The sequence below is a fragment of the Burkholderia sp. 9779_493 genome, assembly GCF_015712215.1.
GTDB lineage: Bacteria > Pseudomonadota > Gammaproteobacteria > Burkholderiales > Burkholderiaceae > Burkholderia > Burkholderia cenocepacia.
On record NZ_JACCQA010000015.1, the window covers coordinates 103255 to 117200 of the forward strand.

Annotated in this window: 16 protein-coding genes; 6 read left to right on the forward strand and 10 right to left on the reverse strand. The window is 67.4% G+C overall.

Annotation, left to right across the window (positions count from 1 at the left end; genetic code table 11):
• Positions 1-145 precede the first annotated feature (145 nt).
• Positions 146-454 carry a DUF1090 family protein gene (locus H0X95_RS17500; protein WP_006497529.1) on the reverse strand — a complete coding sequence of 103 codons (309 nt, stop codon included), beginning with the start codon at positions 452-454 and terminating at the stop codon, positions 146-148.
• A gap of 311 nt (positions 455-765) precedes the next feature.
• Between H0X95_RS17500 and rplM the strand changes: the two genes are divergently transcribed.
• The 3 genes from rplM (at position 766) to erpA (ending at position 2197) form a co-directional block, all read left to right on the forward strand.
• Positions 766-1194 carry a 50S ribosomal protein L13 gene (gene rplM, locus H0X95_RS17505; RefSeq protein WP_009687896.1) on the forward strand — a complete coding sequence of 143 codons (429 nt, stop codon included), beginning with the start codon at positions 766-768 and terminating at the stop codon, positions 1192-1194.
• Positions 1195-1205: 11 nt separating this feature from the next.
• A complete protein-coding gene (gene rpsI / locus H0X95_RS17510; RefSeq protein ID WP_006476904.1) occupies positions 1206-1598 on the forward strand; it encodes a 30S ribosomal protein S9 in 393 nt (130 codons plus the stop codon).
• A 227-nt stretch (positions 1599-1825) separates the two neighbouring features.
• Positions 1826-2197, forward strand: coding sequence for an iron-sulfur cluster insertion protein ErpA (erpA, locus tag H0X95_RS17515; protein WP_006476903.1), 372 nt, complete (start codon positions 1826-1828; stop codon positions 2195-2197).
• Positions 2198-2304: 107 nt separating this feature from the next.
• Here erpA and H0X95_RS17520 read toward each other — a convergent pair whose 3' ends face one another.
• On the reverse strand, positions 2305-3453 hold the full coding sequence (locus tag H0X95_RS17520) for an anhydro-N-acetylmuramic acid kinase (RefSeq protein WP_006483425.1): 1149 nt from the start codon (positions 3451-3453) through the stop codon (positions 2305-2307).
• Between the two features lie 142 nt (positions 3454-3595).
• Here H0X95_RS17520 and tyrS point away from each other — a divergent pair, with 142 nt between their 5' ends.
• Genes tyrS through H0X95_RS17535 form a run of 3 tightly spaced genes read left to right on the forward strand, consistent with a single transcriptional unit; the run spans position 3596 to position 5978 of the window.
• Positions 3596-4837, forward strand: coding sequence for a tyrosine--tRNA ligase (gene tyrS, locus H0X95_RS17525; protein WP_006483424.1), 1242 nt, complete (start codon positions 3596-3598; stop codon positions 4835-4837).
• Positions 4834-5292, forward strand: a complete 459-nt coding sequence (gene dtd / locus H0X95_RS17530; RefSeq protein ID WP_006483442.1) for a D-aminoacyl-tRNA deacylase — start codon at positions 4834-4836, stop codon at positions 5290-5292. The genes tyrS and dtd overlap by 4 nt, the downstream gene beginning before the upstream one ends.
• Before the next feature lie 23 nt (positions 5293-5315).
• Positions 5316-5978: a histidine phosphatase family protein gene (locus tag H0X95_RS17535; RefSeq protein ID WP_006483446.1), complete on the forward strand. Its 663-nt coding sequence runs from the start codon at positions 5316-5318 to the stop codon at positions 5976-5978.
• Positions 5979-6040: 62 nt separating this feature from the next.
• Here the strand turns inward: H0X95_RS17535 and H0X95_RS17540 are convergent, their stop codons facing one another.
• From H0X95_RS17540 to dusB, 8 genes are all read right to left on the reverse strand, one after another.
• On the reverse strand, positions 6041-7165 hold the full coding sequence (locus H0X95_RS17540) for a ParB/Srx family N-terminal domain-containing protein (RefSeq protein ID WP_034178361.1): 1125 nt from the start codon (positions 7163-7165) through the stop codon (positions 6041-6043).
• Between the two features lie 153 nt (positions 7166-7318).
• Positions 7319-8272: an oxygenase MpaB family protein gene (locus H0X95_RS17545; RefSeq protein WP_006497524.1), complete on the reverse strand. Its 954-nt coding sequence runs from the start codon at positions 8270-8272 to the stop codon at positions 7319-7321.
• A 23-nt stretch (positions 8273-8295) separates the two neighbouring features.
• Positions 8296-9366 carry a Holliday junction branch migration DNA helicase RuvB gene (ruvB, locus tag H0X95_RS17550; RefSeq protein ID WP_006483430.1) on the reverse strand — a complete coding sequence of 357 codons (1071 nt, stop codon included), beginning with the start codon at positions 9364-9366 and terminating at the stop codon, positions 8296-8298.
• 108 nt (positions 9367-9474) lie between these two features.
• Positions 9475-10056, reverse strand: a complete 582-nt coding sequence (ruvA, locus tag H0X95_RS17555) for a Holliday junction branch migration protein RuvA (protein WP_021162490.1) — start codon at positions 10054-10056, stop codon at positions 9475-9477.
• Positions 10057-10227: 171 nt separating this feature from the next.
• Positions 10228-10770, reverse strand: coding sequence for a crossover junction endodeoxyribonuclease RuvC (gene ruvC, locus H0X95_RS17560; RefSeq protein WP_006476894.1), 543 nt, complete (start codon positions 10768-10770; stop codon positions 10228-10230).
• 154 nt (positions 10771-10924) lie between these two features.
• On the reverse strand, positions 10925-12490 hold the full coding sequence (gene purH / locus H0X95_RS17565) for a bifunctional phosphoribosylaminoimidazolecarboxamide formyltransferase/IMP cyclohydrolase (protein WP_034201023.1): 1566 nt from the start codon (positions 12488-12490) through the stop codon (positions 10925-10927).
• Positions 12491-12534: 44 nt separating this feature from the next.
• Positions 12535-12768: a Fis family transcriptional regulator gene (locus H0X95_RS17570; protein WP_006476892.1), complete on the reverse strand. Its 234-nt coding sequence runs from the start codon at positions 12766-12768 to the stop codon at positions 12535-12537.
• Entirely contained in the window at positions 12765-13832 is a 1068-nt protein-coding gene (dusB, locus tag H0X95_RS17575; RefSeq protein ID WP_006497523.1) for a tRNA dihydrouridine synthase DusB, read from the reverse strand. Before dusB ends, H0X95_RS17570 begins: the two co-directional genes overlap by 4 nt.
• Between the last annotated feature and the right edge of the window lie 114 nt (positions 13833-13946).

Below are 13946 nucleotides of genomic sequence, written 5' to 3' on the forward strand. Positions count from 1 at the left end.
ATGAGCCTCATTGGTTGTCGCGCTGCGGCAACCTCCGAATGTCTCCTCCACCCTCCTCCTAAGGTGGATTAAGCCCGAACCAGCCGTTCGGGCTTTTTTTCGTCCCATGCAAACATCGGCGCGCGGCTTGCGCGCATCGGCACCGTTACACCGGCTGGCGCGCAGCCGGCTGCGAGGTCGCGTCGGGCGGCGTGCCGCGCGAGCCGGCATCGGGCGCCGGCGCATGGGCGGCGGCCGATGCATGGCCGTGGCTGCGCGCGCAGAAGTGGCGGACGCGTTCGCGCACCGCGCGCAGGCGCGCGATACGATCTTCGGCATGGGCGGTTCGGGCCTCGGCGATGCGCGCATCGAGCGCGTCGAGCTTGGCTTCGCAGCCGGAGCGGGCGGCGACGGCGGGCGCCGCGGCGGCCAGCAGGGCGGCCGCGACGAAGGGCGTAAGTCGTTGTTTCATCATGCTGGTTTGTTGTTTTTCGGGTTCGGCCGGTCTGGCGCGGCAAGGTCATGTGCCGCGCGTCGAGGGGTGCCGCCGCAGGCGCTCGGTTCGCCTGGCTTGTCGGGGCACGACCGAATTTTGGCCCATTTCGGCCGCCGCGGACACGGGACGTGGATTCTCTTTGACCACGCAACCGTATTTCCTTTATAATTCAGGGCTTTTCCGCATTCATGCCCACGGAAAAAGAACAGGGAGAGCCTGCACCGCGCCTCGAAGCGCACACAGACAAGCAGGAAGAACACATCGGGCAAAGCATTTTTTTTGGATCGATCATGAAGACGTTTTCCGCAAAAGCCCATGAGGTGACGCGCGAATGGTACGTGATTGACGCGACGGATAAGGTTCTCGGCCGTGTTGCCAGCGAAGTGGCACGCCGTCTGCGCGGCAAGCACAAGCCTGAGTTCACCCCGCACGTCGACACTGGTGATTTCATCATCATCATCAACGCGAGCAAGTTGAAGGTCACGGGCAACAAGACGCTGGACAAGAAGTACTACCGTCACTCGGGCTACCCGGGCGGTATCTATGAAACGACGTTCGGCAAGATGCAGGAACGCTTCCCGGGCCGCGCGCTCGAGAAGGCGGTCAAGGGCATGCTGCCGAAGGGCCCGCTCGGCTACGCGATGATCAAGAAGCTGAAGGTCTACGCAGAAGCGACGCATCCGCACTCGGCTCAACAGCCGAAGGCGCTCGAGATCTAAGGGGAGCCCACATGATCGGTAACTGGAACTACGGCACGGGCCGCCGCAAGAGCGCTGTCGCACGTGTCTTCATCAAGGCTGGCAAGGGCGACATCATCGTCAACGGCAAGCCCATCGCTGACTACTTCTCGCGCGAAACGTCGCTGATGATCGTGCGTCAACCGCTGGAACTCACGAACCACGGCCAGACGTTCGACATCAAGGTGAACGTCAACGGCGGCGGCGAAACGGGTCAGGCAGGCGCAGTGCGCCACGGCATCACCCGTGCACTGATCGACTACGATGCGACGCTCAAGCCGTCGCTGTCGAGCGCAGGCTTCGTCACGCGCGATGCGCGTGAAGTCGAGCGTAAGAAGGTCGGTCTGCGCAAGGCACGCCGCGCAAAGCAGTTCTCGAAGCGTTAATTCCGCTTCATGGCCTCGCCGCTTTCGGGTGGCGTCCGCCGGAAAAACCGCCAGCTTTCACGCTGGCGGTTTTTTTATGCGCGCTGTTTCCCGCGCCCGGGCCGCTGCGGCGGCCGCCCGCGCGGGCACGCTTGATGAAATCGACAAGAACCTATTGATTTCATGGACTTCGGCACGATCTTCTGATCGGCCCTACAATAGCGGCTAAAGCTTTTTGGAGAGTTCGAATGAACGCTGTTACCGAAACCGCAGCAACGACGACCGATATGCCGCTGCCGTTCGTCTTCACCGACGCCGCGGCCGACAAGGTCAAGCAACTGATCGACGAAGAGGGCAATCCCGACCTGAAGCTGCGCGTGTTCGTGCAGGGTGGCGGCTGCTCCGGCTTCCAGTATGGCTTCACGTTCGACGAGGAAGTCAACGAGGACGACACCGTGATGAACAAGAACGGCGTCCAGCTCCTGATCGACTCGATGAGCTACCAGTACCTGGTCGGCGCCGAGATCGACTACAAGGACGACCTCAACGGCGCCCAGTTCGTGATCAAGAACCCGAACGCGACCACCACCTGCGGGTGCGGTTCGTCGTTCTCGGTCTGAGCGCGCGACAGATTCGCGCCGGTTCGCCGGAATGAAAAACGGGGCTTCATGCCCCGTTTTTTTATGCGCGCTCGCGCTGCAGCGCTCGCCGCGCGGCGGATATCGCGTCAGCGCGGATAGAGCGCGCCCAGCACGCGGTTGCCGGCTGCGCCGGTGACCGTCGCGAGATTGCCGGGCTGGCGCGCGGTGAAGCGGTACGCGAGCCACGCGAACGCGAGCGCTTCGACCTGCTGCGGTGGCACGCCGAGCGCGGCCGTCGTATCGACGGTGGCCGGCACGCCGGCTTCACGCAGCGCGTGCCGGAGTGCGTCGAGCAGCACCGGATTGCGTGCGCCGCCGCCGCATACGAACACGGCCTTGCAGCCGGGTGCGTGCTGCGCGACTTCGCGCGCCACCGACACGGCGGTGAGCGCGGTGAGCGTCGCCTGCACGTCCTCCGGTGCGACCTGCGAGAACGCGGCGAGCTTCGCATCGAGCCACGCGGGATTGAACAGGTCGCGTCCGGTGCTTTTCGGCGGCGGCGCGGTGAAATACGGTTCGTCGAGCAGCGCAGCGAGCAGCGCCGCGTGGACGGTGCCGCGGGCGGCGAATTTGCCGCCGTCGTCGTACGGCTTGCCCAGATGGCGGGTCGCCCATGCGTCGATCAGCGCATTGGCGGGGCCGCAGTCGAAGCCGCGCACGTCGCCGCCCGCGCCGGGCAGGATCGTGATGTTGCTGATCCCGCCGAGATTGCAGACGACCCGCGTTTCGCCCGGTGCGCCGAACACCGTCGCATGGAACGCGGGCGCGAGCGGCGCGCCGTGACCGCCGGCGGCCACGTCGCGGCTGCGGAAATCGGCGATCACGTCGACCTGCGTCAGTTCGGCGAGCAGCGCTGGATTGTTGAGCTGGCGCGTATAGCCGCGCTCGGGGCGATGGCGCACGGTCTGGCCGTGCACGCCGATCGCGCGGATCTCGTCGCGCGACAGGCCGGCCGTGCGCTGCAATTCATGACAGCACACCGCATAGCGCGTGACGAGCGCATTCGCCGCGAGCGATTCGCGGTCGATCTCGTTGTCGCCGGGCTGCTGCAGCGCGAACAGCGCGTCGCGCAGCGATTGCGCGAAGCCGACGAACGCTTCCGCGAGCACGACCGGCGCGCGGCCGGCCTCGAAACGCACGGCGACGCCGTCGACGCCGTCCATGCTGGTTCCCGACATCAGCCCGAAGTAGATGCCGTCTGCCGGATGGGCAGGCTGCGGCTGTCGTTGCGGCACGTTGGGTTCTCCTGGATCGTGCGGCGCGGGCCGGTGCCGCGCGCCTTGCGCCCGATTATCCGCGTAACGTGACGCGTCGTTAAGCGATGCGCGCGCAAGTTATGGGAAAATCCCTGTTTTTGCGACATTCTTCCTGGCACCGATGAGCACCGAACCCAGTTCCAAGCCCGTTTTCCCGATCACCGACGAAGTCCGGCATGCGCTCGCCGTCACGAAGCGCGGCGTCGACGAACTGCTGATCGAGGAAGAGTTCGCGCAGAAGCTCGCGCGCAGCGCAGCCACGGGCACGCCGCTGCGCATCAAGCTCGGCCTCGATCCGACCGCACCGGACATCCACATCGGCCATACGGTCGTGCTGAACAAGATGCGCCAGCTGCAGGATCTCGGCCATACGGTGATCTTCCTGATCGGCGATTTCACGTCGCTGATCGGCGATCCGTCGGGTCGCAACGCGACGCGCCCGCCGCTCACGCGCGAGCAGATCGAATCGAACGCGAAGACCTACTTCGAGCAGGCCGCGCTCGTGCTCGATCGCGACAAGACCGAGATCCGCTACAACAGCGAATGGTCGATGCCGCTCGGCGCGGACGGGATGATCAAGCTCGCGTCGCGCTACACGGTCGCGCGGATCCTCGAGCGCGAGGATTTCACGAAGCGCTTCCAGGGCGGCGTGCCGATCTCGATCCACGAATTCCTGTACCCGCTGATGCAGGGCTACGATTCGGTCGCGCTGAACGCCGATCTCGAACTCGGCGGCACCGACCAGAAGTTCAACCTGCTGGTCGGCCGCGAACTGCAGAAGCAGTACGGCCAGGAACAGCAGTGCATCCTGACGATGCCGCTGCTCGAAGGCCTCGACGGCGTCGAGAAGATGTCCAAGTCGAAGGGCAACTACGTCGGCATCAGCGAGAAGCCGACCGACATGTTCGGCAAGCTGATGAGCATCTCGGACACGCTGATGTGGCGTTACTTCGAGCTGCTGTCGTTCCGCAGCCTCGACGAGATCGCCGGCTTCAAGCGCGAGGCCGAAGGCGGTCGCAACCCGCGCGATTTCAAGGTGCTGCTCGCGCAGGAAATCGTCGCGCGGTTCCACTCGCAGCCCGACGCCGAGCGCGCGCTCGAGGACTTCAACCACCGCGCGAAGGGCGGCGTGCCGGACGACATTCCGTCGGTCACGCTGGCCGGTGCGCCGCTGGCGATCGGGCAGTTGCTGAAGCAGGCGGGCCTCGTGCCGTCGACCAGCGAAGCGCTGCGCAACATCGAGCAGGGCGGCGTGAAGATCGACGGCGCGACCGTGTCGGACAAGGGCCTGAAGGTCGAGGCCGGCGAGTTCGTCGTGCAGGTCGGCAAGCGCCGCTTCGCACGCGTCACGCTGACCGCATGATCGCGCTGATCCAGCGTGTGACGCGCGCCGACGTGCGCGTCGGCGGCCGGACGACGGGCGAGATCGGCGCGGGCCTGCTCGCGCTGGTCTGCGCGGAGCGTGGCGATACCGAGGCCGCGGCCGACAAGCTGCTCGCGAAGCTGCTCGGCTACCGCGTGTTCAGCGACGCAGCCGGCAAGATGAACCTCCCGGTATCGAACATCGACGGCGAAGGCCGCGCGGGCGGGCTGCTGCTCGTGTCGCAGTTCACGCTGGCAGCCGATACCAACAGCGGACTGCGTCCGAGCTTCACGCCGGCCGCGCCGCCCGACGAAGGCGCGCGGCTGTTCGACTATTTCGTCGCCGCCGCGCGGGCGCGCCATCCGGTCGTCGAGACGGGCGAGTTCGGCGCCGACATGCAGGTGTCGCTCGTCAACGACGGCCCCGTGACGTTCTGGCTGCAAGTGCGGCCCTGATTCTTCCCCGGAGATTCGCCGCGATGGCCACCACGCAGATTCTTTTCATCCGCCATGGCGAGACGGCCTGGAACCGCATCAAGCGTATCCAGGGGCATATCGACATCCCGCTGGCCGACACCGGGCTCGAGCAGGCGCAGCGGCTGGCGGCGCGGCTCGCGAGAGAGGCGCGCGACGGCGCGCGGATCGACGCGGTGTATTCGAGCGACCTGATGCGCGCGCAACAGACCGCGCAACCGTTCGCCGATGCGCTCGGGTTGCCGCTGCTGCTGCGCGAAGGGTTGCGCGAGCGTTCGTACGGCGCATTCCAGGGGCACGACAGCACCGAGATCGAGGCGCTGTTTCCGGACGCGTATGCGGCCTGGCAGACGCGCGACCCGGGCTTCGCGCCGGAGGGCGGCGAGTCGCAGCGTGCGTTCTATCACCGCGTGCTGCATGCGCTCGAACCGATCGTCGCCGCGCATCCGGGCGGCCGCATCGCGTGCGTCGCGCACGGCGGCGTGCTCGATTGCGTGTATCGCTTCGCGAACGGGATCGAGCTGTCGGCGCCGCGTACCTATCAGCTGCTCAACACCAGCATCAACGTCGTCGATTACGTGGATGGTCGTGCGCAGGTCGTGCGGTGGGCCGACGTGTCGCATCTCGAAGCCGCGAGCGACGACGACGGGTACCGCAAGGTGCTTTGAGCGCGCCACCCCCGTCCGGCATGGCCGGCCCGGGGTGCCCTTTCTTCCTTTCGGTGTGGTGCTTACTGCGGCAGCCCGTGACGCGTCTTGTAGTCGAGCGCGTACGCGATCTTGCCGGGCTTGTCGGCCGTGATCGGCTGGCGCAGCTTGTCGAATTCCCCCTTGCTGTATTTCTTCCCGCCGTTGATCGCATCGGCGCGCCCGAGGTCGGCGCCCGTCTTGCCGTCGATCACGGGGTCGGTGGCCGCGACCATCCGCGTCGATGCGTTCCAGACCGCATTCAGGTAGCCGGTGTCGGCCTTCGCCGGGTCGGGATCGGTCGTGCCGCCGCGCGTGAGGTCGTAGCTCGCCAGCGCGAACGTGCCGGGCTGCGCGCGCAGCCAGTCGGCCCAGTAGAACTCGAGGTAGTCGGTTGCTTGTGCGGGCTTGCTGTAGCCGATGTCGCGCGTGAAATAGACGAGCGAGCGGTAGCGGTCGTTCGTCATCCCGAGTGTCAGGCCGAGGCCGGTCGGCAGTTGCGCGGTCGTGATCGGCTTGCCTTCGCCGTTCTTCAGGCGCAGGTAGCCGCGGCTTTGCATCTGCTGCCAGAACGCGTCGCCCGAGTAGTCGCTGAGGTTGTCCTTGACGACGACGTGCACGTGCAGCGCCGGGCCGCCGTCGGGCGTCTCGTAATAGGTCGACAGGCCGTGGTGGCCGTCGGTCAGGTACAGCGCGTCGCCGTTCGGGCCGATCACGACGGGGTTCAGCACCGAGCGGTCGCGGGCGTTCGCGTCGGTCGTCGCGCACGTGTAGCTGGCCGGCTCGCGCAGCGACGATCGGGCCGTGTAGCCGCTCGATGCGACGCCGCCGAGGCCTTCGTCCGCGCAGAAGTCGTCGAACTTCTTGTCGGGCTGCAGTTCATAGCGGCCGAGCTTGTAGTAGATCTGGTCGTAGCCGATCGCACCCTGCGTCGGATGGAGATCGCCGAGCGTGACGTCGATCAGGTCGCCGGCGCGGGCCGCCTTCCACTTGCCCGGTGGCGGGGTGGTCGTGGCGGGCGGCGTGGGAGCCGGCGTCGTCGTGCCGCCGGATGGCGGTTGTGCGTCCGTGCGTGCGACGGCGACGACATCATCGCCGCCGCACGCGGCGAGGGCGAAGAGGGTGGACAGGCTGGCGGCAAGGGCGAAACGGATCGGCAGGCGTGGCATCGCGGGCATCGGGTGTCGGTAGCGGGTGGCGGGACACCGCGCGGGCCGCGGGCATGCGTGACAGGCAGGACGTGCGACCGTGCGCGGGTGCAAGCCCGTCAGCTTGTCACAGGTATTTGACAGTAAATTGAAATGATCCGAACAAGCGGATCGTCAGGCTGGCGGAGTGTCGTCGGACGGGGTGGCCGTCGCGCGGCGGCGCGCACGCTTCGACGCGCCGTTGACGAGCGCCCAGCGCAGCACGGGGGCGACCGCGCGGATGCCGGGCCGGACCACCGCACGCCGCAACGGCGCGAACGTCGACACGCCGAGCATGCGCTGCGCCCACGGCGGCAGCAGGTCGATCCCGGCATGCATCACCAGCGACGCGGCAGGCCGCAGCGCGGGCCTCGCGACCGGCACGTTCAGCAGGATCGACATCACGTCGAAGGTACGCGGCCCGGCTTCGAGTTCGGGCAGCATGCGCGCGAGATAGGCCGCCACCTCGGCGCGTGAACGAGGGACCTCATCGGCGCCGAGCAGCTCGGCGATCAGTGCCGTCTCCGCGTAGTAGCGGTCCTGCAGTTCGCCCGGCAGCGCCGGATTCACGTAACGCAGATGCGCGGCGAGGAAGCTCGACACTTCCGCGACGTGCACCCAGGTCAGCAACGCGGGATCGTCGGCGCGGTACGGCCGGCCATCCGGCGCGCTGCCCGTGACGCGCGCATGGATCGCTTTCACGCGCTCGATCAGCGCGAGCGCGTCCGCGCGGCTGCCGAACGTCGTCCCCGTGATGAACGTGGCGGTGCGCCGCAAGCGGCCGAAGATGTCGGTGCGGAACGACGAATGATCCCAGACGCCCGCGAGCGCGAGCGGGTGGAGCGCCTGCAGCAGCAACGCGGCGATGCCGCCCGTCATCATCGACGTGAAATCGGCATGCACGCGCCAGCAGACGGCGTCGGGGCCGAACAGCCCCGGGTCTCCGGGCGGAGAGGAGAGATCGATCGACGGGCCACCGCCGCCGGCCGTCAGGTGCGTGATGCCGGCCACGAGCCGCTTGCGGATCGGCTCGGCCCAGCGCGGGCCCGGCGCGGGCGCGGTGGGGTGGCGGCTGGGCGGCGTCGTCATGGCGGTGCGGCTCGGGCGACGGATTACTTCCCGTCGGGGGTATCCCACTCGTCGCGTTCGGGGCGGCGCGCGTCGGGTACCGACAGCCCGAAGTGGCGATACGTGAGCAGCGTCGCGACGCGCCCGCGCGGCGTGCGCTGCAGGAAGCCCTGCTGGATCAGGTACGGTTCGAGCACGTCCTCGATCGTGTCGCGCTCCTCGCCGATCGCCGCCGCGAGGTTGTCGATGCCGACCGGGCCGCCATCGAACTTGTACAGGATCGCTTCCAGCAGCTTGCGGTCCATCAGGTCGAAGCCGACCGGATCGACGTCGAGCATCGCGAGCGCGGCGTCGGCAACCGCCGCGGTGATCTGGCCGTCGGCCTTCACTTCCGCGAAGTCGCGCACGCGACGCAGCAGCCGGTTCGCGATCCGCGGCGTGCCGCGCGAGCGTTTCGCGATTTCCAGCGCGCCGTTCGGATCGATCTGCGCATTCAGCAGCGACGCCGAGCGCCGTACGATGCGCGACAGTTGATCGGCGTCGTAGAACTCGAGGCGCGCGACGATCCCGAAACGATCGCGCAGCGGGTTGGTGAGCATCCCCGCGCGGGTGGTCGCGCCGACCAGCGTGAACGGCTGCAGGTCGAGCTTCACGCTGCGCGCGGCCGGGCCTTCGCCGATCATGATGTCGATCTGGTAATCCTCGAGCGCCGGATACAGGATTTCCTCGACGACCGGCGACAACCGGTGGATTTCGTCGATGAACAGCACGTCGTTCGCTTCGAGGTTCGTCAGCAGCGCGGCGAGATCGCCCGCGCGCTCGAGCACGGGGCCCGACGTCTGGCGCAGGTTCACGCCCATCTCGCGCGCGATGATGTGTGCGAGCGTCGTCTTGCCGAGACCCGGCGGCCCGAACAGCAGCACGTGGTCGAGCGGCTCGGAGCGGCGCTTCGCGGCTTCGATGAAAATCTCGAGCTGGCCGCGCACCTTTTCCTGGCCGACGTAGTCGTCGAGCTGGCGTGGTCGCAACGCACGTTCGAACACCTCCTCGTGCGACGAGGCAGGTGTGGCGGCGATGATCCGCTGCTCGGTGGCGAGTTTGTCGGTTTCAATCATGCGGCCATTGTACCGCGCGACGCAGCCCGGGCCACCTGGCCGAACGGCCGACTGGCGAGCGCCGCGCGGCGGCGCGACACTGGCTTCGACGGCCGGATCGAGCGCGCGTTACGCCTTCGACAATGCCTTCAGCGCGAGCTTGATGCCTTCGGACACGCCGGTGCCGGCCGGTACGTTCTTGATCGCGGCAAGGCCTTCCTTCTCGGAGTAGCCGAGCGCCAGCAGTGCGTTGAGGATGTCGGTCGCGTGGTCGGACGGCGACGCGGCGCCGGCGAGCGCGCCGAGGTCGGCGCCGAGTTTGCCCTTCAGTTCGAGCAGCAGGCGCTCGGCGGTCTTCTTGCCGATGCCGGGCAGGCGCGTGAGGCGGGCGGCGTCCTGCATCGTCACGGCCTGCGCGAGTTCCTGCACGCTCATGCCGGACAGCACGGCGAGCGCCATGCGCGCGCCGATGCCGGTGATCTTCAGCAGTTCGCGGAAGGTCGTGCGCTCCTGTGGCGTCAGGAAGCCGTACAGCAGGTGCGCGTCCTCGCGGACGATCTGCTGCGTGAGCAGCACGACGCGTTCGCCCGTTTGCGGCAGGTTGTAGAAGGTGCTCATCGGCACGTCGATTTCATAGCCGACGCCGTTGCAGTCGACGAGCAGATGAGGCGGGTTCTTTTCGAGCAGGATGCCGGCGATGCGACCGATCATGGAGGACGGGATGCGAGGAAGAAAGCGCGAGTGTAGCGCACGCGCGGCGCAATGCCGATGGGCGCGGCCGTCAGGCCGAAGCGGCGCGGGTCGCGCGCATGGCGGGCGCGGGCAAACCGGGCAAGGCGGCCAATGCAGTCGAGCCGACGTGCCGGGCCGCGGTGTGCGGCGTCAGCCGACCAGTCTGCCGCGCCGCACCCGCAGCCCTTTCTGCGCGAGCGCCGGCGCGAGGCCGCCCAGCGTGCTGAGCGTGTTGCCGCCGTGCGCATGGCAGATCGCCATGCCGAGCGCGTCGGCCGCGTCGGAGCCGGGCTGGCCGGACAGGTTGAGCAGCCGTGTGACCATTTCCTGCATCTGCGTCTTGGTCGCGCGGCCATAGCCGACCACGGCCTGCTTGAGCTGCAGCGCCGTGTATTCGGCGACCGGCAGGCCACCCGCGACGAGGCCGCAGATCGCGGCGCCGCGCGCCTGGCCGAGCAGCAGCGTCGACTGCGGGTTCACGTTGACGAACACCTTTTCGATCGCGGCCTGGTCGGGCGCGTGTTCGCGCACGATCGTCGACACGCCCTGGAAGATCGTGCCGAGCCGGGTGGCCAGGTCGGCCGTCGGCGTGCGGATCACACCGCTCGTGACATAGGCGAGCCGGTGGCCGCTGACGTCGATGACGCCGAAGCCGGTGACGCGCAGGCCGGGGTCGATGCCGAGAATTCGCATGAGTGAGGAGAGTGGCGTGATGCAGCGATACTACAACGAATGGTGCGGCCAACCGGTCGCCCGGCCGTGCGCGAAGGCGTCGCGCAATAAAAAACCCGGCGGGGATGATGCCGCCGGGTTCCGGTGCAGCGGCCGCGCGGGCCGCGTGCGGCGATCAGTGACGGAAGTGGCGCACGCCCGTCAGGATCATCGCGATGTTGTGCTCGTCGGCTGCCGCGATCACTTCGTCGTCGCGCATCGAGCCGCCCGGCTGGATCACGCAGGTCGCGCCGGCCGCCACGACGACGTCGAGGCCGTCGCGGAACGGGAAGAACGCATCGGACGCGACGGCCGAGCCGGTCAGCGTCAGGCCGGCGTTCTGCGCCTTGATGCTCGCGATGCGGGCGGAATCGACGCGGCTCATCTGGCCGGCGCCGACGCCGAGCGTCATGCCATTGCCGCAGAACACGATCGCGTTCGACTTCACGTACTTCGCGACGCGCCATGCGAACAGCAGGTCGTCCATTTCCTTCGGCGTCGGGTGCCGCTTCGTGACGACGCGCAGCTCGTGCGGCTGCACGTTCTTCGAATCGAGCGACTGCACGAGCAGGCCGCCGCCGACGCGCTTCAGGTCGAATGCGTTATGGCCGTCGCCCAGCGCGATTTCGAGCAGGCGCACGTTCTGCTTCGCGGCGAACACCTGCTTCGCGGCGTCGGAGAACGACGGGGCGATCAGCACTTCGACGAACTGCTTCGCAACGGCTTGCGCGGCCGCTTCGTCGACTTCGCGGTTGAACGCGATGATGCCGCCGAATGCCGAGGTCGGGTCGGTCTGGAAGGCCTTCGCGTACGCGTCGGCCGAGTCGTTGCCGACCGCGACGCCGCACGGGTTCGCATGCTTGATGATCACGCAGGCCGGCGCGTCGAACGTCTTCACGCATTCCCACGCCGCGTCCGAATCCGCGATGTTGTTGTACGACAGTTCCTTGCCCTGCAGCTGGCGGTAGTTCGCGAGCGCGCCGGCCGGCGCCGCGAGGTCGCGGTAGAACGCCGCGCTCTGGTGCGGGTTCTCGCCGTAGCGCAGGTCCTGAACCTTGTCGAACGCCAGGTTCAGCGTGGCCGGGTACGCGCCGCGCGATGCGTGCTTCAGCTCGTCGGTCAGGCTCGTCAGGTAGTTCGTGATCGCGCCGTCGTATTGCGCGGTGTGCGCGAACACCTTCGTCGCGAGGCGGAAGTTGGTCGGGTAGCCGACCGTATTGCCGTTCGCCTTCATTTCATCGAGCACGACCGCGTAGTCGGCCGGATCGACGACGACCGTCACGTCGCGGTGGTTCTTCGCGGCCGAGCGCAGCATCGTCGGGCCGCCGATGTCGATGTTCTCGATCGCGTCGGCGAGCGTGCAGTCGTCCTTCGCGATCGTCGCGACGAACGGATACAGGTTCACGACGAGCAGGTCGATCGTCGGGATGCCGTGCTGTTCGAGCGCCTGCATGTGCTCGGGCAGGTCGCGGCGCGCGAGGATGCCGCCGTGCACCTTCGGGTGGAGCGTCTTCACGCGCCCATCGAGCATTTCCGGGAAGCCCGTGTAATCGGCCACTTCGGTCACGGGCAGGCCCGCGTCGGCGAGGAGTTTCGCGGTGCCGCCCGTCGACAGCAGCTTGACGCCGAGGTCGGACAGCGACTTCGCGAAGTCGACGATGCCGGTCTTGTCGGAAACGGAAATGAGCGCTTGCTTGATCATGATGGAACCACCAATAGCCAGGGAAACGGGGACGGGACGGCCGCCTACAGCAGGCCGTGCTGCTGCAGCTTCTTGCGCAGCGTATTGCGATTGATGCCGAGGTACTCCGCGGCGAGCGACTGGTTGCCGCCGGCCTGTACGAGCACGACCTCGAGCATCGGCTTTTCGACGCAGGACATCACCATTTCATAGACGTCGTGCGGATTGGAGCCGTCTAGATCCCGGAAATACACGTCCAGGCTCTCGCGGACACATTGTTCGATGTTGTGCTTGCTCATGCTGCTAACTGGTTATGGTCGTCCGACTCGCCCTGGCCGTTTTCCTCTTCGTCGTCGACGTAGACGAGGTGGTCCGACAGCGCCTTTTGCGCCTCGAAGAATGCATTGACGGCGGCGAGTTGCTCGCGGGTGGAATCGAGCGTGTTCATTCGGTGCCGGAACCCGTTGGCACCGGAAAGGCCGCGAGTGTACCAGCCGATGTGCTTGCGCGCAGTACGGACGCCGGTGAATTCGCCATAGAAAGCGTAGTGGTCTTCCAGGTGTTCGTTCATCACGTGCTGGATCTCGTCGATCCGCGGCGGGGGCAGCAGCTCGCCGGTTTGCAGGAAATGATCGATTTCGCGGAACAGCCACGGCCGGCCTTGCGCGGCGCGACCGATCATCAGCGCGTCGGCGCCGGTTGCATCGAGCACGGCCTTCGCCTTGGCGGGCGACGTGATGTCGCCGTTCGCGACGACCGGAATCCGCACGGCCGCCTTCACGGCCGCGATCGTGTCGTACTCGGCGTCGCCCCGGTACAGGTCGGCGCGCGTGCGGCCGTGCACGGTCAGCATCGAGATGCCGGCTGCCTCGGCCAGGCGCGCGACCGTGATCGCGTTCTTGTGCTCGCGGTCCCAGCCGGTGCGGATCTTCAACGTGACGGGCACCGCATCGGGCCCGGTACCGACCGCCGCGACGACCGCCTCGACGATCCGCTGCACGAGCGGCTCGTTCTGCAGCAGCGCGGAGCCGGCCGCGACGTTGCAGACCTTCTTCGCCGGGCAGCCCATGTTGATGTCGATGATCTGCGCGCCGTTGTCGACGTTGTAGCGGGCCGCTTCGGCCATCATCGCCGGATCGGCGCCGGCGATCTGCACCGCGATCGGCTCGACTTCGCCTTCGTGGTTCGCGCGCCGCATCGTCTTCGCGCTTTTCCACAGCTGCGCGTTCGACGCGACCATCTCGGACACGGCGTAACCGGCCCCCAGCCGTTTGCACAGCTGGCGGAACGGACGATCCGTCACCCCGGCCATCGGGGCGACGAACAGGTTGTTACGCAATACGTGAGGGCCGATAACGGGCATCGCAATGGCGCCGCCCGCGGCACGCGCGGGCAGGGGAAGGGAAGACGGAAAACGGGCATTTTACCGTATTCCCATGCCCCGCCGATTTGACCCGGTTTGCCTGGAGAGGCGGTG